Raw genomic sequence first — 20,161 nt, 5'->3', positions numbered from 1 at the left:
CAGCTCATTTCCTATTCCCTGCTCTGTAAGTGGTTTCGGATTGCCGTACTTCCTCTTGATAAGCTGCTCTATGCGGAGCTTTACCATACCGACGATATGCGGAAGTGTACCGTGTGCGGCACGTCCTTTGCGTCGAAGTCAAACAGCGTCAAATATTGCCCGGACTGCCGAAAGCGAATTACCCGCAGACAGACAGCCGAGCGCATGAGAAAAAAGCGTACTCTTGTTACGCAGTAGGGGCGAAAAAAGCCTTTGATTGCAGGGCTTTTCGGACACAATAGAGTAGAGAAATAACAGCGAGTGTTATTTCCCTCTCATTGAACCGTACGTACGGGTCTCGTATACGGCTCTACAACCTATATTCCAACATTTCTTAGATAATAGTTTAAAGGATTGAGCAGTCCTGCTCCGTCCTTTATTCTTGTTTCCAGTACTTCCGGACTGATTATATAATTAACAACATTCATTCCGCTTCGTCTATACCAACCGAGCCTTGAGTTTGCTACCTTATATATGGCTTCATGGTCAAATCCACACTTATATTTCTGGTTTAAATAGCACAGATTTTTGTATATTCTCTTAGGCACTTTCCATTGTTTTAGAACAATCACCCTCATCTTGTGCCTTAGCCATGCTCCAAACTCTTCCATAAATTGTTTCATCATTCCGATTCTGAAATAATTAATCCACCCTCTCGCTATTTCATTCACTCGTTTTATTGTTTCAGCCAGCGGTCGTGCAATCGCTTTATTTCTTTTAAGGTATTCACTTAGCTTCTGTTTCAGTTTCTTTTTCTTTCCTGTTGTGGGTTTTACTTTCCATTCCCCTCCATGTTTGAGAAAAGTGAAGCCAAGATACTTACTTCTTGTTGGTCTGACTACTTTCGTTTTTGTAACATTAACTTTTAGGAACAGCTTTCTTTCTATCCATTCTGTTATGGATTTCATTACTCTGTTGGCTGCTTTTTCACTTTTAGTGAATACTATTGTGTCATCTGCGTACCTCGTAAACCGAAGTCCCCTTTGTTCCAGTTCCTTATCTAATTTATCAAGATATACGTTTGACAGCACAACAGACAGGGGACCACCTTGTGGCACTCCGCTTATTGCTGCTTTTTCCAGCCCTTTTTCCATTGCTCCTGCTTTCAGATATTTCCGAATCAGGTGCAATGTGGTACTGTCATTCACTTGCTCTCTAAGAATTTGAATTAATTTGTCATGATTTACTTTATCAAAGAATTGCTCTATATCTATGTCTATCACCCATTCATATCCCTCGTTCAGATACTCCAGTGCTTGTTTTATGGCATCATGACAACTTCTTCCAGGTCTGAAACCATAGCTAAATTCACTGAATATTTCTTCATAAATATCTATAATTGGCTGAGCAATCGCTTGTTGTATTACTCTATCTAAAACCGTTGGAATCCCCAATGGCCTCATTTTTCCATTATCTTTCGGAATATAAACTCTTCGTACTGGTTTGGGCATATAGGTTCGGTTTCTGATTGATTGAACAATTTCGTCTTTGTTTCCTTTGATGTATGCACCAAGTTCCCCGACTTTCATTCCGTCAACTCCACCTGCCCCTTTATTCGCTGCTACTTTCTTATAAGCTCTGTTTAGATTTTCCTTTGATGTAATCACATCTATTAATTCCATTGTTGTTACTCCTCTTATTATCACAAAATTTATGCACATCACCCCTCTCGATCCAGACAGTATTCCTCGGTTACGTTCCTACTTTTCCAGTCCATCTGATTTCTGGCTAATGCATCATTCTTTTAATAACGATTCGTACTATAAATCGTTTCAGTCCTTCGGCTTTTACCCCTACTATGACTTCATCTGACTCCCTCCCCAAACCTTTTTCGACCATATCTTACGATATGTGGGTAGGGTCTCCCAAGGTAAGACACTAATCTTTCATTCCACAACCTCTTGATTTACAACTTCGGTTTACGTTTACCATTTGGGCTTCGGCTTGGTTTGCAGCCTTCCCCACCTAATCGCCTTATCAAGTTTCTGTTCGTAGGCTCAAGAACTTTGCTACACCACTTCCTCCATCTATATCATTACTGATACCGACTTGTGATTCGCTACACTTGGCGGTAAAAACCCGTGGCTGGACTTTCACCAGCAAGATTAGTGCCATGCTTGGCACACAAAACAAAGAGGTAAAGGATTGATACCTTTACCCCTAAAATCGCGGTTCTACTGCGTAACATTTCAAAAGCTGCACCTATGAGAAAACGGGCGCGGTGGCCAACATATCGGCTGCCGCGTCCGTTCTTTTTTTGCGCTCATTTATCCGCGCTCTGCTTCTTTTTCCCGTTCAGGCTGACGTTCCACTTTCAAAATACTGTCGATATTCTTCTTGATAACGTCGTATTCCTTGACCTGCTTTTTCAGCTTCCCATAGTCGGCATACAGGGCTTCTTTCTGCTCTTGAAGTGCTGCGTACTCTGCTTGCAGGGCGGCAAGGCTTGGTAGCTTGGTTATCCCCGCCGCCTTAATTGTCTTTGCCGCTGCTTCATAGAGAATAATATCGCTCTCATGGGCTGTCCGGTATTTCTCCTTATCCTTTGCCTTGCGGTATGCAGCATAGACGGGCTTGGTCTTTTGATAGGTATTGATATTCTTGATAAGCAGCGTCATATCGGTAAGCCGCTTTTCAACCTCTTTCAAGCTGTCCGCTGCCTGTTCGTTTGCTTTGGTAACTTCCGCGATTTTTGCGGTCAATTCTGCGTACTGTTCAATCTTATGTTCTGTCAAGAAATTCATGGTTTTCGCTGCCTGTTTCAGGTTATGGATTTTTGCCCATTGCTCATAGCCCCGGCTTTCCTGCGCCTTGATACTGTTCTGAATATCAATGAGCAGACTAACGCCGCCGCGATCTGCGCGGGGAGCTTTCGCAGCGCGGGCACGTTTGCCGCTTATCCGTTCTCTGATAGCTTCCTCTGTATAATCTGCGCCGAGGGTTTTAAGGCGGGTAAACCGTTCCTGTCCGGGAGCACGGCAGGAAATGTATTTACCCGGTTTTATCTCATAGCCCACAGCTTCTAACCGCAATAGCAATTCCTCAAAACTTGACACTTGGGGAATAAGCGTGTCCACGGCAATTTTCAGCTTGCCTTTCCAACTGGTACCCGTTTTCTCTGCCTGGTACTCCGCATAGCTTTTCCCTTTGCTGCCCCGGCTTGGAACGACAACGGACAAGCCATGTTCCCGGCACAGCTTATCGCTCATGTTCCGTATACCGTAATAGCTACGCTTGTTGGAATTGTACTTGTGGTGGTCTACGAAATTGACCGCGCAGAAAATAATGTGGTTATGGATATGCCCCTTGTCAATATGGGTAGTCAAAACATACTCATGCTGTCCTTTGGTTACTGCGTCGGCAAGCTGCCGCCCGATTTCATGGGCTTCTCTGTAATCGACTTCTCCCGGCTCAAAGGATTGTATCAAATGGTGTGCTAAATTGTTCCCTTTATCCAACGCCTGCGACAGAGTAAAACCAAACTCAATGTCTGCCGTTTCATAGGAGCAGCCGAAAGAGGACATAAGCATTTTTTCGTCGGTCTTTGCGGGATTTTGGATATAATCAAGGGCTTTGTTTAGCGTTCCCTTAATAGGCTTAATCTTTGTAATCGCCATATTTCCGCAAGCACCCCCTTTATTTCCTCTATGTCCTCTTGGTAGACGCTGCCTGTACTGTTTACCCGCTTTGCAATCTGATTGACGTTGACACCGATTTTCTGTATCTCCGCTGTCATTGCCTTTATGTCGGTATGGTCTACTTGCACGATATACCCGTCAATGGCAATCTTGCGAAGATACGCAGCCATATTCCGGGTGGGTATCAGCTTCATTTTTTCAAGTATTAAATCCCGTTCTGCTTCCGTTACTCTGAATTTGATTTGTACCGTTCTTTTCCGTCCGTCCATGCTTTGACGCTCCTTTCCATTCCGAGGGTTTGGGACACTTCCCAACAAGCAATTTTCAACCGCAGCGCAGGGCGCGAAACGGGAGAAAATACGGAAGTGGGTACCCGCTTCCTATGCTTGCTACGAATGTTTTTATCCCTTATGCCTTACTACGGAGCTATGCCCGGTTTTGCCAAACTTCCGCAAAAGAAAAACGCTGCAATCCTCAAAAAAAGATTACAACGCTCTCTAAACCTTATTCAATTCTGACGGACACTTCTTATCTGCCCTCTGTTTCGACTTCCGCTATCTCCTTTGCCGTTGCGCTCACAATCCGTATGCCTGTATCGCTCATACCGTCAAGAAGCGCGTCAAGCTGCCGCCGCTGCGTGTTCTTCTCTGGCGGCGTTTCCAAAAGAAACTGGTCTACGGATATATTGTAGCGGAGCATAAGCTCAAAGAAAATCTGTAAACTTGGGTGCTGCCCCTTGTTCTCAATGTTCGCAAGGTAGCGCGGCGAGATAAACATTTCGTCGCTCACTTTCTTGCGGCTCTCCTTGCGCCCTGTCCGCGCCGCCTTTATCGCTGCCCCAAAAGCCTTGAAATCGTATTTCGGTACTGGTCTTTTTGCCATAGTTATTCACCCTGTTACATTTTACTGTTCCCCTTTCTTCTTGGATATGTCTACACAATTCAATCAGTTAGCCAAAATAATTCATATGTATATGTTGACAATTAGCCGCTTTTTTTGTATAGTATTATTAAAAGGGGGAAATGTTTATGTTACATAGCATGCGTATTCGATAAGCATTGAAATCAAAAAAGATTTTTCCCATTTTCAATATGGGCTTTTTTGTCATGCTTATTTTGCGTATGCTATACAACAAAACTAACGATGTATAGACATAGTATAAAAACTATGCCTTAATTTTGTTGTAGTGTTATATGTATAAATGCAGGTCAATGCTCATGTTGAGAATTGACCTATATTTTTTTGCACAAAAGGAGAAATATTATGCTTGAAAAATATTAGATAAAATGTCCAATTTGTAACGGAAAGACGAGGGTTCAAGTATTTTATAATACAGTATTAAGAAATTTTCCTCTTTTCTGCCCTAAATGTAAATTAACACATATCATTGATGTTGAAAAATTAGAAATCATAATCAAAAACTCTGAAAAACAAAAGGAAGGATATTAAATGAAACACTTACCTAAAAGTACACTTACGGAAATATTGAATGACCCATACGGATTTACTTACAAAGAAATGTCGGAAGTAATTGGAGAGGATAAAGCAAGAGCCTTATATGCGGAATTGTATAAACAGCCATTTCACAAAAAAAATCTATCAATATCAACAAAAAAAGTCTATAAAAGTAGCGATACTGAAAAGTATGTTTATGAATTGAAAGACAACAGGTATATCGAAACGGTTTTTATTAAACGGCGAGATGGTGGGACTGTTTGCGTAAGTACGCAAGTTGGTTGTTCTGTTGGCTGTATTTTTTGTGAGTCCGGACGCAATGGTTTCGTTCGTAATCTAACACCATCTGAAATTGTGCAACAGGTCATATTGATACGTCAAAAAGTAAATCGTATCGTTTTTATGGGAATGGGAGAACCTTTATTCAATTACGACAACTTGATTGCAGCAATCCATATTCTTCGAGATAGAAATGGACTTAACTTTCCAACCGACGGCATTACCGTATCAACAGTTGGTCCAGTTAATCAATTAAAAAAATTGCGCGAAGAACATCTAAAAATTCAGTTGACAATATCTTTACATGCAGCAACACAGGCTGCGAGAAACTGCATCATTCCTCATATGCACATGTACGCTATTGAAGATGTTGTTAAGCAAGCATTGTCCTATTCACAAAGGCATAATCGAAAAGTGGTATTTGCGTATTTGCTTTTACCAGGTATAAATGACCGTTCCTCAGATATAAGGCAACTTGCAAAATGGTTTAAGGGCAAAAATGTTATGATTAACGTGCTGCAATACAACCCGACGAGTAATTCAAAAATTAGAGCACCACAAAAACAAGAAATGGTTGCGTTCAAACATCAATTAGAGCAAACAGGACTTGAAGTTACCATGAGAGTTTCTCATGGTAGAGAGATTAAAGCAGCTTGTGGACAGTTAGCTAATACATATAATAAAGCCAAAAAACAACAAAAATAATTTAATTAAAAGAGCCAGACGCACAGACGCAGAGCCGATAATATGCAGTTTGAAATACTGCTGTTATCGGCTCTTTTTTGATTTAATTTGTGCCCCCAATAACCATATTGGAGCAAAATCAGAACTGTTGCTTGTCGTTCTTTGATTTCCGCAGCAGCTTTGAAAAACCAAAGCCGCCGTTTCTTTTTATCTTCTAATGAAATGACGCGGTATCACTGTTAAAAGCGGCGGCTAAAAGGAGGTAGCCGCCATGAAGCACATACCATATCGACAAAATCCGACGGTCATTGACACATCAAAAAAAGCCCGACCACCGCCGGGGAAAACTACGTCTATCAATATGAACTGTCTAATCATCTGAATACCGCTTACAATACCTATACGTCTGTCCGGGCTTTTCGGACAGGCGTATTTTGCTGCTCAAAAAATTTTTTGAAAAAAATCCGAAAATCTTCGGCGTTTTTTTCAAAAGGCAGTATTGCCCCGCGAAAAGGGGGAAGCACCACCAACTTTCCAACGAGAAAGGGGGTGAGAATGTGGAACCTAATCGCAGGGAGTTTATAAAACAGTGCGCTTTCCAGAAGTTTTGTAATACGGTACTGCACAATGAAGCGTGTGACGCTCACAAAGAGCTGCACAGGCATAAGGCAAGGGAGATTACCTTTTCCGACTTGACCTTAGAAGAAGCGCGGCAGCTTCATACCTTTGATGAATATTTCAAAGGGGAAATCGCCTTTGAAAGAGCCGGGAAGAAAATCACGCCGAAGCTGCTTCTTGAAGCAATCCGTACTTTGCCGGAAGAAAAGCGCAAAGCCGTACTCCTGTACTATTTCGAGGGAATGAACGACACCGAGATTGCGGAGCTGTTCGATACGTCGAGAAGCACGATACAGTACAGGCGGACAAGCTCTTTTGAGCTGCTAAAAAAATATCTGGAGGAAAATGCTGATGAATGGGACGAATGGTAACGAACCCGGCTACCCGGAAAAAGCCCTTGTTCCCTATCCTGTCATTTTGGCAGCGACAAAGGGCGACCCGGACGCTATGAAGATTGTCTTGCAGCATTTCAGCGGCTACATAGCCCGCCTCTCCATGCGGAAGCTGTACGACGAGCGCGGGAACGTCTATTTTGGCGTAGACCACGACATTCGGGAACGGCTGCAAGCAAAACTGATGATGGCTGTCCTCACCTTTAAGGCAGAGGAATAAACCGCAGCGGCGGGACGCTTTCTCTCTCCCCCTTTTCCGTTCCGCTGCTGACGCGGCAGCAAAGCCATTCTGAACCTTGACAAAGAAAGCGGCGCAAGATAACGGCGGCGCAGCATAGGGCAAATCGGATACGTTCCTTTTGCGCCGAGCCATACGGTGGGTGCGCCATGACGCTATCCGGGTGAGGTTATCCCCGCCCGGACAGCCGAGCGACCAACACCGCGCCGGAAAGCAAGTGTAGCGGCTTGCGGGCGACGACACGCAAAATATACAATGATACTTCCTTACAGCCACAGTCCGAGCGTTAAGAGCGTCGCAGGCAATGGGTAGGGCTGCATGAGAACCATGCCGGGGTGAAATTCCCATGAGGTTATGCTAATAACCGTCCGATTAAAGCCTTTGTTTTCTTGAATAGTGGACTTGCTGCTATTCATAGACTGTATTATATGTTTGCGAAAGAAAGGGGGATTTTCTTTGACGCAAAACCAGACGCCCGTTACCACAACGGAGCATAAAATCGGAAAAGTTACTTACCTTGTATGTTCGTCCGCAAGTGAACGCGCAACGGACACACTGGATAAAAAGATAAAGAAGCTCATTCGCAAGGACATGGAGCTGAACCCCGCAAACGCCCGGAAATAGGGCGTTTCTTCACATTTTATACATGACACAGGCAGCGGTATGTGGTATAATATAGACAGTACAAATACCATGCTTGTCTGTCGTCGGAAAGGAGGACAAAATGTTACAGACAGACAAGATTACCGCTTTATATTGCAGATTGAGCCAGGAAGATATGCAAGCCGGGGAAAGCGAAAGCATACAGAACCAAAAACTGATTTTACAAAAGTATGCTGACGAACACCACTTTTTCAACACACGCTTTTTTGTAGACGACGGATTTTCCGGCGTGAGCTTTGAGCGTGAGGGGCTTCAAGCCATGCTGCATGAGGTTGAAGCCGGGAACGTGGCGACCGTCATAACAAAAGACCTTTCCCGTCTGGGACGTAATTATCTGAAAACCGGCGAACTGATAGAGATTGTTTTCCCCGAATACGAAGTGCGCTACATTGCCATTAACGACGGTGTAGACACAGCGAGGGAAGATAACGAGTTTACCCCTCTGCGGAACTGGTTCAACGAGTTTTACGCCCGCGACACCTCAAAGAAAATCCGGGCTGTCAAACAGGCAAAGGCACAGAAAGGCGAGCGCGTCAACGGCGAAGCTCCTTACGGCTACCTTATCGACCCGGATAACCGCAATCATCTGATACCCGACCCGGAAACGGCACACGTCGTAAAACAGATTTTTGCAATGTATGTACGGGGCGACCGTATGTGTGAAATCCAGAACTGGCTGCGGGACAATGAGATATTGACCGTCGGGGAACTGCGCTACCGCAGGACAGGGAGCAAACGCCACCCCCGCCCACAGCTCAACGCATGGTACAACTGGCCGGATAAGACACTGTACGACATTCTGACAAGGAAAGAGTATTTAGGGCATACCATAACCGGGAAAACCTACAAGGTATCTTATAAGTCGAAAAAGACGAAAAAGAACCCGGAGGAAAAAAGGTATTTCTTCCCCAACACTCACGAACCTTTGATTGATGAAGAAACCTTTGAACTTGCACAGAAGCGGATTGCCACCCGGCAACGCCCGACAAAGGTTGATGAAATTGACCTGTTTTCCGGGCTGCTCTTTTGTGGGGACTGCGGCTACAAAATGTATGCAGTACGCGGAGCCGGGACGCTTGAACGGAAACACGCCTACACTTGCGGCAACTACCGCAACCGGGCAAGAAATGATATGCTCTGCACTACGCATTATATCCGCAAAAGCGTATTGAAAGAACTTGTCCTTGCAGACTTGCAGCGAGTAACGTCTTATGTGAAAGAGCATGAACAGGAGTTTATCGAAACCGCCAACGAGTGCAGCGCAAAGGCAGTACAAAAGACGCTGACACAGCAGCGGAAAGAACTTGACAAGGCGCAGAACCGTATTAACGAGCTGAACATCTTATTCCGCAAGCTCTACGAGGACAACGCTTTAGGGAAACTTTCAGATGAACAATTTGCTTTTCTGACTTCCGGCTATGATGAAGAAAAAAAGACGCTGACCCGGAGGATTGCGGAGCTGTCACAGGAAATCGACAACGCCACCGAGCGCAGCGCGGACGTAAAAAGGTTTGTCGCACTGGTACGCAGATACACAGCGATTGAAGAACTGACCTACGAAAACGTCCATGAATTTATTGACCGTATTCTTATTCACGAACTGGATAAGGAAACGAACACCCGCAAAATCGAAATCTTTTATAGCTTTGTCGGCAGAGTTGATACAGGCGACAAGCCTACTGAAAGTATCTCCTATTTCAGACAGATAGGAGCCGACGTAAAGAGTTATGCTATCTAACATACATCAAAAAGAGGTAAGATAACACCCTCTGCAAAAAAGGTATCGTTATCTTACCTCAACAAAATTTGTTCCGGTATATCCGTCATCCACATAATATTTTGTATCCGTTAAGCCCATTTCTTTTGCTTTTTGTGATAACAGCTTCTTTTGATTGCCTATGGAGTTACTCTCGCTTTCCGTTCCGTCATCACGGGACAAACGACAATAAAGAGCTGTTATCCCTATTTGATTTTTGTTTTTCGACTGCATTTAATCCTCCTTTCCGACAGTCGAACAATCATATTCATCTGTCATTTTATCATTGATGCTATCAACAGACAATTCTGCGAAATCGCCCGTGAGATATTTTTTCAATCTGTTATTCAAATGATTGCTGTCGCTATATTTTTTAATGTTAAAATCCTCAAATTTACCGCAAACGATATATCTTACTCCGTTTATCATATATTCGCCTGTACCCAAGCTGAAATTTACTATTTGCTTTTTCATATCATCTCTCCCTCTCACGCTGTCGGATTAAATATTTTCTGTAATGATCGCAAGCTTTAATTATGAAATCTTCGGTCTTTTGTTTATCCAACCCTTTTGGCAAGACATTTCGCAACTTATCTACGGATATTCGCACTTGCTCTTTTTGATTTGGCTTTTCTTCATTGAGAACGGCGAAAACCGTATCGACGAAAAAGTTACCGTCTTTACTGAATTTTCTTAATCTTTGTGCTTGCGATAATGACGGCGTAGCATCGGTAAATTCTATTTGTTCAAGCAATATTTGTTGTTCACATTCCGACAGATATGAAATTTCAACCGCAGGAGTAAAGGCTATCCTTTCTTCGTCAACGAGTTTAAGCAATTCGGGTATTAAGTATGTCAGGCGTATATATCGCTGAACATTTCTGCCGCTTTCGGTATCGGATATGTTATCTCTTGACTTGTGGACAACTTGTCCATAAGTTTTACCTTGATGTTTTAAGGCTTCTAATTTCATTTTGTAGGCAAAGGCTTTTTCGCTTGGCAAGATATGTTCACGGTGTATGTTTGAATCCACCATTTGCACAATCGCCTCGTCTTTTGTAAGTTCTTCGATTATTGCGGGTATGCTTGTTATCCCTAATGCTTTGCAGGCTTCAACTCGTCTGTGTCCGCTGATAATTTCGTATTTACCGGCCGGAAAAGGACGGACAATTATCGGTTCAAGCAATCCGTTTTCTTTTATGCTTTCTGTTAATTCTTGTTGCTCAATTCCGCTTCTTTTCTTAAACGGATGATTTTCAAAAGGAACAAGCAAATCTATACTTATGTTTTTTATCATTTTTCTGCCTCCTTTAATATTTCAACTTTTTTGAGGGAAATACCCTTATGGTTTTTCTCATAAATCAATCTTAAATTTGTTCCGTTATCTATCTCGTAAAAGCCAAGATAACTCTGCCACCAAAATACGGGTGTGATTATTTTTCTTCCGTCACTTAGCCGAAGAAAAAGTCGCATCATATTTCGACTTGCCTCTGCTCGCATTATCAACTTTGCGAAGTATTCGCCCTCTTTATCAATAAATTTGTAGTCGGAGGTAATGATGTGTTCTTCTCTCATTTCTTCTCTTGTGTAAACTTTGTTTTGAATCATAATATATCCCTTCTTAATAAATTCTCTTTATCGGAAAGTAAAAGCTATATATTTATTTATATATTTATACGGCTGCTCTCCGTTTTGTTTTAATCATCGATTTATCTTTGCTTTACATCTCTGTTTCTGTATTGATTTGGTACCGAAATCGGTAATTTTTCTTTTGTATCGACTTTTTATTGAAAACAAGTATCGCTATATCAAATTAACCGCTGTCATCATATTCACGGCGATTTTTAACGCTTTTTGCACCTCTTTTGGATTTGTACTTCGGGCAGAAAACAACGATTGCCTTGTGACTTTGCTTGCATTTGTTTTTGCATTTGCGACAAAGGCTGTTGTATGTTCTTCTGCCTGTTTCGGGATTTATGAAAAAATCCCATTCTTGTTTTGCTTTCTTTGATAATCTCGGCATTGTAAAAACTCCCTTCACTTGTTTGAACCGGGAAAGGCATTTTGCACCCCCTATTTGCAAATAAATTTTCCCTCTCACTTGGTAGGCAACGAAAACGGGCAAAAATTAACCCTCTGACCAATATTTTTTTATTACCCCTTCACTTGTTTGAACTGAGAACGCTTTTTTTGGGGGGGTGTTTTTTGAAAAATTTATATTTTTTAATATTTACCTCTCTATTCATTTGGACAAAGGGTGCCGAAATGCACACCCATTTTTCTAATTTTCAAAAAATTTTACTTACCCACTCACTTGTTTAAACCGGGAGAGCCGTTTTGTACCCCATCCGAAGAGAAAAAGTTTCCGAAAATAAAAAAATCCCTCCGATTTATCAAATCGAAGGGGAAAAGTTAGTTTGAATTTGGTATTCAATTTTAATAGGCAAAAAGAAAAAGACACAGCCAACGGATTTTTCTCCGTAAGCTGTGCCTTGATTTTTATTTGTAAAGATTATTGGTGATGAGAATCCAATATCGAATGTTCAATCTTAGCGAGCAGACCATTTGTATATCCAAACGGTAATTTTGCTCTTTAGGGACACCCTAAGACCTTAATAAACTTACCTGTTGGTGTAGAACATTGAAAAAAGTCAAATATTATATTATAATGACTATATAAGTATATAAATAATAATTAACATCTTTTCGCAAATTGACATCAACATAGCTTAACGGGGAGGAAGTGTGATTATATGTTATTTGATAAATATACAGATAGTATTGATAATCATGTCCAAATTAAAATCAAACACCTCAAAAACCAAGTAAATGAAAGAGTCAATATTGGATTGGAATTGATGAATTTATTAGATGATCCAAATGCAACTGATATAATTGACGAAATTCACCGACAAGCAGAAGAAAAATTATATAATGATTTAGCCTCGCATTCCGATACATATGCATCCGGTTCGGAAATTATATTTATTTCACTGGTTTTAATTGCTATGATGTATTATGATGGCAATTTTTATGACCATGTCAGCTGTGTCTATGCCTCGTTATATGAGGAATTTTCGTCGCAAAAGATAGAAGGAAGAATTCGTTCAATTTTGAGCAAGTTCAGAACTGAAAATGATATTAAAAGCAACTCACGCATAATCAATACTGTTTTAACAAACGCAATTGTTCCAAATGCGTTTTTGCCGTCGTTTTTTGATTTCATTTATGATATTTACAAATTAAATCTAGAATATAGCATTTCCGATGATAAGGAGGAACTGTATGAAGATTTCAAATTTATATTCGATAGTTTGCGCTCAAATATGCTTTTAGATGATGACGATATTCAAATTAATGTCACGAAAAAATCGTACAAACTAATTAAGTCAACAAAACAACTAATAACAAATTCAAACGATACTAACAATGTAATTGAGTTAAGCATGAAAGTTGCTGAAATTATCGACAAACGAGTGTGGGGCAACGAATTTATTGTTAAAAATCCTTACTTAAAATTAGGTTATGAAAAATGGACTTCTAAAATTAAAGAGAAAAAAGAGAAAAACAAGATTCGTAAAAGTTCTGATTTCCGCTCACGCTGGGAGCCGATATATATTTTAGCAAATAACGAAATTTATATGGTACCACCAATTCACAGAATTAAAGCCATCTATGATTACAGAGATATTTATATTATTTTAAAAAACGGTGATGAAGAAATTTATTCTAACTATTCGCCGGATATTAGAGAAATTATAGGTGGATACCGAGTGACTCTGAGTAAGATACGCTTAAATAATCCTTTTGGCGAAATTACGTATATGCTTATGTCAAACCAAGATGTGATTTATAGCAGCAAAAATCAGCTTTTTAGAGATTATTTTGTTTTTGATGAAAACGGAAATGAAATCAAGAACAATACAGACTATTCCGGAGTAGCAACGTTTTGTATAAAAGACTCTGATAATGACTTTTATCTTAGTCATAAAATAGTAAAAGCCGGAGATGCAATCACAATTGGCGATGTTGTATTTAATTTTTCATCACTATTAAAACCTGGTGTTATAGGCGAGTTATATGATAACCATTTTCTTACAGAAGAAGGCAGTGATAGAAAAATTCCCGTTTATAGACAAGTAAAATCTTTGAAATTCGAATGCGAGAATAAATATTCAAGATTCGATTTTATAGTTAATGGTCAAATTCAAAAACAGGAGGAATTTAAACAGAACATTATAAAAGGTGAAACAAGCTCAAAATTATCTGTTAACATAGAAGACATGTCACCCGGTGTATATATGTCCGAGATATATGGGTGGGCTAACGGAAAAAGAAATAAAATTTTTGAGTGTCATTTTGCAATTGATAATGAATTAGAAGCAGAAGTTGATAAAATAGATGCAGAATCATATTTGGTATATGTAGGGTCTTCTTTAATGTCCGAATCTATTTTAAAAGAAATTACTATTTCAGATTTTAATGATAACTGGTTGTGTATCACTTATGATGACAAAAAATACAACTATTTTATTCCGCTTGAGATGGATATGTATAGAATCGACGGCGGTCAATGGCTGTCATTTAAGGATGATATTTGGATTGGCGACATTAGACCTGACAGTGTTATAGAAATTTATAATTTCAAATATGATGCTATATCAATGCTTACTTCTACCGGCATGTATATTGACGAAACGCCTAAATTTGAAACCGGTGCTATATATCACCGTGTTAAAGTGGGATTTTTAAATTCGTATAAAACAAATTATGATTATATATCTATTCTCTTTTTAGTTAATGGTATAGCTAAAAATGCATTATGGTGTTATAACAAATGTATAATAGACACAAATAAAACATCGATTATATACAATACCAACAGTAAGTCTCTTGACATTACGCCAAAATTTCACGGAAAAGGAAATGTCTTTTTTACGATTACTGCTGATAATAGAGATGTCTATCAAAGTCAATTTGTAAAAAACAATGTAACAATTCAAGTTGAGAATTTAATGTCATTTGTAGAATACACAATAACATTCTATGAGAAAGAAAAAGGGCTTACATTAAAAAAAGATAAAGCTCTTGCAACTTATAAACAAACAATATATGCCAGAGAAGATTTTATCGGACGAGCATTTAAAATTAAAGATGTGTATTTTGATCAACTAATACAAGGGATTTTCGTCAGAAAAAAATATTCTTTCAATACTACATATATAAAATTTGTGAATATGATCAATAATGATAATTTTATTGGGGAAGTTTATGCAAAAACACTTAGGGGAGCATATATGCTTGACAACATAAATCCTGTTGAGGTTGAAATGTGCAGTGATGTAATAGATGGAATAATTGAGCTTTCTGTTACAAAAGACGGAGATGGTCTACTTATGGATTTTGAACATCACGGAATAAAAAACACTATGGATGACAGTGCCGCCATAGACATTTTTTCATATAGTATAGCAGTACATGAGGAGAAAAATTATGAGTAAAAGAAATCCGATTGAACGTTCGGAATATATCAATAACCGATACAAGGAATATCTAAGGTCTTCTTTTCAATTTGAGTCAGACCGTCTTCAATCTTTGTTCGAAAAGCAGTTGGATGATGAGGACTTATTCAAAGGTCCGTATGTTGACTTGAATCTTCCTTTCAAACGAGGTAAGAATTTAAATGAGCTAATCAGTGAAGGTGTTGTATGCCAAACTTTCAAAAGACTCGGTGACATTGACTTTGAACGACCATTATATTCTCACCAAGAAGAGGCCATTCGTCATATTTGCTCCGGTCATAATGCAGTTATTACAACCGGTACGGGTTCGGGAAAAACCGAAAGCTTTCTCTTGCCTATATTAAATGAACTTACGAATGATATAGAAATAGGGAATCAAGAAATTGGAATAAGAGCAATATTCTTATATCCTATGAATGCACTTCTTAATGACCAAATAGAACGAGTAAGAAAAATACTTGCTGATTTTCCTGATATAACATATGGCTTTTTTACAGGTGACACTGAAGAAACCGTCTCGAAAAACTATCGAGTAAAACATGCTGAAGAAAATAATATTGTTATACCTGAAAACGAGCTTATTTCACGAGAAGAAATTCGTAATAATCCACCGCATTTACTGTTTACAAATTACTCAATGTTGGAATACTTGTTGATTAGTCCTAATGACTATGCAATTTTTACACCTGAAAGATTAAGCAATTGGAAATTTGTTATATTAGACGAAGCCCATACATATCATGGTGCATTAGGGATAGAATTGTCCCTTCTTATGCGAAGGCTCACTGGTTTCGCACCGAAAAAACCTCGCTTTATTCTTACGAGTGCAACATTGGGTGAAAAGGGTAAATCAGAAAATGAAATTATTGAGTTCGCCCATAATTTAACATCTTCTGACTTTAGCATCCAAGATATTATATTTTCAAAGAGAATACCTCTTAGAGAGGATCTTGTAAAATATACAATATCAGGCTCTGACTATCAACTTATTAAAAATGCTAAAAATGATTTGAATGCCATTGCAAAAGTGGCATCCACATATTGCAATATAGAAACTGCTGACATGCATGAATATTTATATGAATTACTGGTTCATGATAGACATGTATATGATTTATATAAATCATTAAAAAACGGAAGTAAAGCTGTTAACACAATTCTCAAAGAATTTAACGGCACGTTATCGTCAGCACAACTTGTGGATTTAATAGATCTAATCAACCAATCTGAAAAAAATGGGATTGGTTTATTCGATTTAAAATATCATTCATTCGTTCGCCCTTTGTCGGGTGCTTATGTAACTTTAGGAGAAAACCCAAAATTAAGTTTAACAAAGACAAATATAATTGATGGTTTTAAGGCTTTTGAATTGGGTAACTGTCGTTATTGCAGTTCTCCTTATATTATTGGGAAAATTTATAAAAACTCTTCTGATGGAATAGACTATCTCATACAAAATAAAGAAATCGACATATATGAGAATTATGGAAACAATGAATCAGTCAGCTTAGATTATTTTTTAATGGACAATATTACAGATTCCGAAATTGAAAGCGATGCTCTGGAGGAATTCAAAGTTTGTTCAAAATGCGGAGCGATTCATATAGCAAACAACTTGAACGCAAGACAGTGTTCTTGTGATAAGAATTTTATTCGTTCAATTTATCGAGTAACTCAAACGAACGATGATGGAAATGAAATTGTTTATAATAATATCAATCAATGCCCTTGCTGCGGTCACAAAAGTCATTCGGGAATAGTAAAAAGCCTTAGTCTTGGAAAGGATGAAGGTACTGCGTTGATAGCTCAAACTCTTTATGAGGCTATTGATGACTGTGAAATCCAAGCAAAAAAAGCACCAAAAATATCTTTAAAAATCAAGGATAAATCGGTAACCGAAAACAGCAAAAATAACATCAAACAATTTTTAGCTTTTTCTGACAGCCGCCAGCAAGCAAGCTTTTTTGCAACATTTTTTGATTCTAACCATACAAGAATGTTACAAAAAAGACTGATTTGGGAAATCATAAAGGAAAACAATTATAAAAATATAACAGTTGACGAATTAGTCGCCCGATTATCAAAAATGATTAAAGAACAAGATTTGTTTCCAAACGATATGGAAGCAAATAAGAATGCGTGGATTTCTGTTCTTGTAGATCTATTAAAAGTCGATGGTTCTTATGACAGTGAAGGATTGGGGTTATATTATTTCGACTTAGATTTAAGTGATATATTTTCACAAGTTTCCGAAGATGATGTCGCCGCTGAATTTGGTCAATATCATATTACAAAAAAAGACTTAGAAAATATAATGCAAGTGGTGCTCGGCATATTCAAAACCACTCCGGCTATTGATTACGTTAAATCTTCTCTTAGTCCGGAAGAAAAAAGAGAAAGTTTGGATTATAGGCGCTTTGACAATTATATAATGTATGAATGTCCAAGAGCATTGAACAACGTGAGGAGCTTCTTACCTGTCAAAGCAAAAGACAATATGGTTGTTCGCTATGTCCAAAAGGTTTGTGAATGTGACGAAGGAACTGCAAAAGAAATTTTGCATGTAATATTTAATAATTTGGCTGTAGAAGGTGGTATTCTAAAGAAGCATAATTCTAAAGAATGGTATCAAATAAATGTAAGCAAGTATATCGTAAAAAACTATAAAACATCACCGTATTACATCTGCTCAAAATGCAAAAGGCTTACTCCGTACAATGTACATGGAAAATGCGTTCATGACAAGTGCGACGGTGAACTCAGAGAAATAAATCCGGATGAAATATTAGCTTCAAATTATTATAGAAATCAGTACAAAAATAAAAAAATTGAAAGTATTGTAATTAAAGAACACACGGCTCAGCTCGAGCGCAAAATAGCAAAACAATATCAACAAAATTTTAAGAATAAAAAAATTAATATTCTTTCTTGTTCAACAACATTTGAAATGGGAATTGATATTGGCAATTTGGAAACTGTATTTTTGAGAAATGTCCCGCCACTACCGGCAAACTATGTTCAAAGAGCAGGTCGTGCAGGACGAAGAAAGGATAGTGCGGCATATATCCTTACCTATTGCGGAACAAGTTCACATGATTATACATATTTCTGCGAACCCGAGAAAATGATTAGCGGCGTAATCAAACCGCCATATTTTAATGTAGTTAACCACAAGATCATATTGAGGCATCTTATGGCTGCGTGTTTGGGATTTTTCTTCCGTAAACATCCAAATTATTTTAAAAATATCGACGAATTCGTCTTCGGAGAAGGAATTGAATGCTTCAACGAATTTATATCAAGCCGTCCAAGCGATTTAAATCGATATATAAATGAACGGGTTCTTCCTGGTCAACAATATGCCGAATATCATAAATTTAAATGGTTTGATGATATGGGTGGAAACGATGAAAAATTACAACACTTTGCAGATGCGATAAAAGAAACTGTAGATGAATATAAAAAAGCTCAGGAGGAAGCGTTAAGAGAAGAAAACTATAAAGAAGCAGACTATTATAAAACACAAATTGAAAAATTACATAAATTGGATATGATCAGTTCTCTGTCAAAGTATAGCGTAATACCCAAATACGGTTTTCCTGTAGATTTGGTTGAACTTCAAATTTACAATCAAAAAGGCAAAATTGACACAAAATATGATTTAAGTAGAGATCTCAAAATTGCAATTTCAGAATATGCACCTGATTCAGAAATAATTGTTGACAAGAAAAAATATACTTCAAAGTATATTACATTACCCAAGAGTGAACAATTTCCAAAGCATTATTTTTGTGTTTGTCCAAACTGTAAGAAAGTAAATGTTTTTGTTAGCGAAAGAACTATTGACGAGTGTAAATACTGTGGTCAATCTCTCAAAGCTGAAAAAGCTGAATTTTATATAGAGCCGATATATGGCTTTAAAACAGGAGACACAAAAGAAAGCACAAGAATGAAACCGAAGCGCTCGTATTCTGGCGAAATATCCTATATAGGCGGAGGAATAAAAGATGATGTTCATATCCACATTGGTGATACCATCGAAATAGAAACCAGTACAAATGACGAATTACTTATAATGAACAAATCAGCTTTTTATATGTGTCCGGAATGTGGATATAGTGAAATCATTAAAGGAAATACTACATCTATGATAACATCACGCAAACATAAGAATTATAGACAATTTGATTGTAGTTGCGAGGAATTAGAACAGATAAAATTAGGACATCGTTTTCAAACCGATGTTGCTCGTTTTAAAATACCGTCTTTGTCATCATCCACAGCATGGGATTATGCGGCTGCTTTATCCTTTATGTATGCATTCCTTGAAGGTATAAGCAATGCATTAGAAGTAGACAGAAATGATATTGACGGAATAATTGAACCGAATTTAGATTTACATAGTTATGATGTTTTAATCTATGATAATGTTCCCGGCGGTGCGGGTCATGTTAAACGTCTAACAAGTAAAGATGCTGTGATAGATTCACTTAAAACTGCTCATGATAAGGTGTCTCAACCGTGTTGTGATGAAAACACATCATGCTATAATTGTCTCAGGAACTATTATAACCAAGCATACCACAGCAAATTGCAGCGAAAATACGCCAGAAATATTATTGAAGGTCTTATAAGAGAAATTCAGTAATAGTTATTAAATGTTTTTGTTTGTGTAGGTCTTAGGGCGTCCCTAACGAGGTGTTTGGTAGTGTAGCTGTCCGAACACACCGCTTGTTTCACAACAAAGTGAAAGTAACCGATTTGGACAACCTGTCCACAATTGATTTGCTCGCTGAGATTGTGTGAAAAGTGGGCAAGCTACCGTTTGGATATCCAACCGGTCTGCTTGCTAAGATTATGCATTGCAACTTGGTAAA

General features: G+C 38.6%; 18 protein-coding genes. 9 read left to right on the top strand and 9 right to left on the bottom strand.

What is annotated here, in order from left to right; translation table 11 throughout:
• Positions 1-237 (top strand): cysteine-rich VLP protein (locus I2E21_RS08575; RefSeq protein WP_195411063.1); only part of this gene is annotated, 237 nt, incomplete at its 5' end.
• A gap of 119 nt (positions 238-356) precedes the next feature.
• On the opposite strand, the gene ltrA is transcribed toward I2E21_RS08575, so the two are convergent.
• From ltrA to I2E21_RS08555, 4 genes are all read right to left on the bottom strand, one after another.
• Positions 357-1,661 (bottom strand): group II intron reverse transcriptase/maturase, encoded by a 1,305-nt coding sequence (gene ltrA, locus I2E21_RS08570; protein WP_024739147.1) that lies wholly within the window; start codon positions 1,659-1,661, stop codon positions 357-359.
• 645 nt (positions 1,662-2,306) lie between these two features.
• Positions 2,307-3,656 carry a relaxase/mobilization nuclease domain-containing protein gene (locus I2E21_RS08565; RefSeq protein ID WP_195411062.1) on the bottom strand — a complete coding sequence of 450 codons (1,350 nt, stop codon included), beginning with the start codon at positions 3,654-3,656 and terminating at the stop codon, positions 2,307-2,309.
• On the bottom strand, positions 3,617-3,946 hold the full coding sequence (mobC, locus tag I2E21_RS08560) for a plasmid mobilization relaxosome protein MobC (RefSeq protein ID WP_118592097.1): 330 nt from the start codon (positions 3,944-3,946) through the stop codon (positions 3,617-3,619). The genes I2E21_RS08565 and mobC overlap by 40 nt, the downstream gene beginning before the upstream one ends.
• Before the next feature lie 259 nt (positions 3,947-4,205).
• Positions 4,206-4,559 carry a helix-turn-helix transcriptional regulator gene (locus tag I2E21_RS08555; protein WP_004607969.1) on the bottom strand — a complete coding sequence of 118 codons (354 nt, stop codon included), beginning with the start codon at positions 4,557-4,559 and terminating at the stop codon, positions 4,206-4,208.
• A 399-nt stretch (positions 4,560-4,958) separates the two neighbouring features.
• On the opposite strand from I2E21_RS08555, the gene I2E21_RS08550 reads away from it, so the two are divergent.
• The 6 genes from I2E21_RS08550 to I2E21_RS08525 all read left to right on the top strand — a co-directional run bounded on the left by I2E21_RS08550 (position 4,959) and on the right by I2E21_RS08525 (position 9,744).
• Positions 4,959-5,126: a cysteine-rich KTR domain-containing protein gene (locus I2E21_RS08550; RefSeq protein ID WP_118350021.1), complete on the top strand. Its 168-nt coding sequence runs from the start codon at positions 4,959-4,961 to the stop codon at positions 5,124-5,126.
• Positions 5,127-6,116, top strand: a complete 990-nt coding sequence (rlmN, locus tag I2E21_RS08545) for a 23S rRNA (adenine(2503)-C(2))-methyltransferase RlmN (protein WP_004607971.1) — start codon at positions 5,127-5,129, stop codon at positions 6,114-6,116. It begins immediately after the preceding gene.
• A 536-nt stretch (positions 6,117-6,652) separates the two neighbouring features.
• Positions 6,653-7,084: a sigma-70 family RNA polymerase sigma factor gene (locus I2E21_RS08540; RefSeq protein ID WP_009255547.1), complete on the top strand. Its 432-nt coding sequence runs from the start codon at positions 6,653-6,655 to the stop codon at positions 7,082-7,084.
• Positions 7,065-7,325: a helix-turn-helix domain-containing protein gene (locus I2E21_RS08535; RefSeq protein WP_002590583.1), complete on the top strand. Its 261-nt coding sequence runs from the start codon at positions 7,065-7,067 to the stop codon at positions 7,323-7,325. Before I2E21_RS08540 ends, I2E21_RS08535 begins: the two co-directional genes overlap by 20 nt.
• 474 nt (positions 7,326-7,799) lie before the next feature.
• Positions 7,800-7,967 carry a transposon-encoded TnpW family protein gene (locus tag I2E21_RS08530; RefSeq protein WP_022621154.1) on the top strand — a complete coding sequence of 56 codons (168 nt, stop codon included), beginning with the start codon at positions 7,800-7,802 and terminating at the stop codon, positions 7,965-7,967.
• Between the two features lie 100 nt (positions 7,968-8,067).
• Positions 8,068-9,744, top strand: coding sequence for a recombinase family protein (locus tag I2E21_RS08525; protein WP_002569190.1), 1,677 nt, complete (start codon positions 8,068-8,070; stop codon positions 9,742-9,744).
• Between the two features lie 48 nt (positions 9,745-9,792).
• Here the strand turns inward: I2E21_RS08525 and I2E21_RS08520 are convergent, their stop codons facing one another.
• The 5 genes from I2E21_RS08520 to I2E21_RS08500 form a co-directional block, all read right to left on the bottom strand.
• Positions 9,793-9,996, bottom strand: coding sequence for a hypothetical protein (locus tag I2E21_RS08520; protein WP_015524265.1), 204 nt, complete (start codon positions 9,994-9,996; stop codon positions 9,793-9,795).
• Entirely contained in the window at positions 9,997-10,236 is a 240-nt protein-coding gene (locus I2E21_RS08515) for a hypothetical protein (RefSeq protein ID WP_195411061.1), read from the bottom strand.
• Position 10,237: 1 nt separating this feature from the next.
• On the bottom strand, positions 10,238-11,059 hold the full coding sequence (locus tag I2E21_RS08510) for a ParB/RepB/Spo0J family partition protein (RefSeq protein ID WP_195411060.1): 822 nt from the start codon (positions 11,057-11,059) through the stop codon (positions 10,238-10,240).
• On the bottom strand, positions 11,056-11,370 hold the full coding sequence (locus tag I2E21_RS08505; RefSeq protein ID WP_195411059.1) for a hypothetical protein: 315 nt from the start codon (positions 11,368-11,370) through the stop codon (positions 11,056-11,058). Before I2E21_RS08505 ends, I2E21_RS08510 begins: the two co-directional genes overlap by 4 nt.
• A gap of 205 nt (positions 11,371-11,575) precedes the next feature.
• On the bottom strand, positions 11,576-11,785 hold the full coding sequence (locus I2E21_RS08500; RefSeq protein ID WP_176775184.1) for a hypothetical protein: 210 nt from the start codon (positions 11,783-11,785) through the stop codon (positions 11,576-11,578).
• Between the two features lie 730 nt (positions 11,786-12,515).
• Between I2E21_RS08500 and I2E21_RS08495 the strand changes: the two genes are divergently transcribed.
• Entirely contained in the window at positions 12,516-15,263 is a 2,748-nt protein-coding gene (locus tag I2E21_RS08495; RefSeq protein ID WP_195411058.1) for a hypothetical protein, read from the top strand.
• Positions 15,256-19,932 (top strand): DEAD/DEAH box helicase, encoded by a 4,677-nt coding sequence (locus I2E21_RS08490; RefSeq protein ID WP_195411057.1) that lies wholly within the window; start codon positions 15,256-15,258, stop codon positions 19,930-19,932. The genes I2E21_RS08495 and I2E21_RS08490 overlap by 8 nt, the downstream gene beginning before the upstream one ends.
• The last annotated feature ends 229 nt before the right edge of the window (positions 19,933-20,161 follow it).

It is taken from the genome of Ruminococcus sp. BSD2780120874_150323_B10, from assembly GCF_015553695.1.
In the GTDB taxonomy this organism is placed as follows: domain Bacteria; phylum Bacillota; class Clostridia; order Oscillospirales; family Acutalibacteraceae; genus Ruminococcoides; species Ruminococcoides intestinale_A.
The sequence above is the reverse complement of the archived record's forward strand: the minus strand, read 5'-3'. Positions and strand labels throughout refer to the sequence as shown.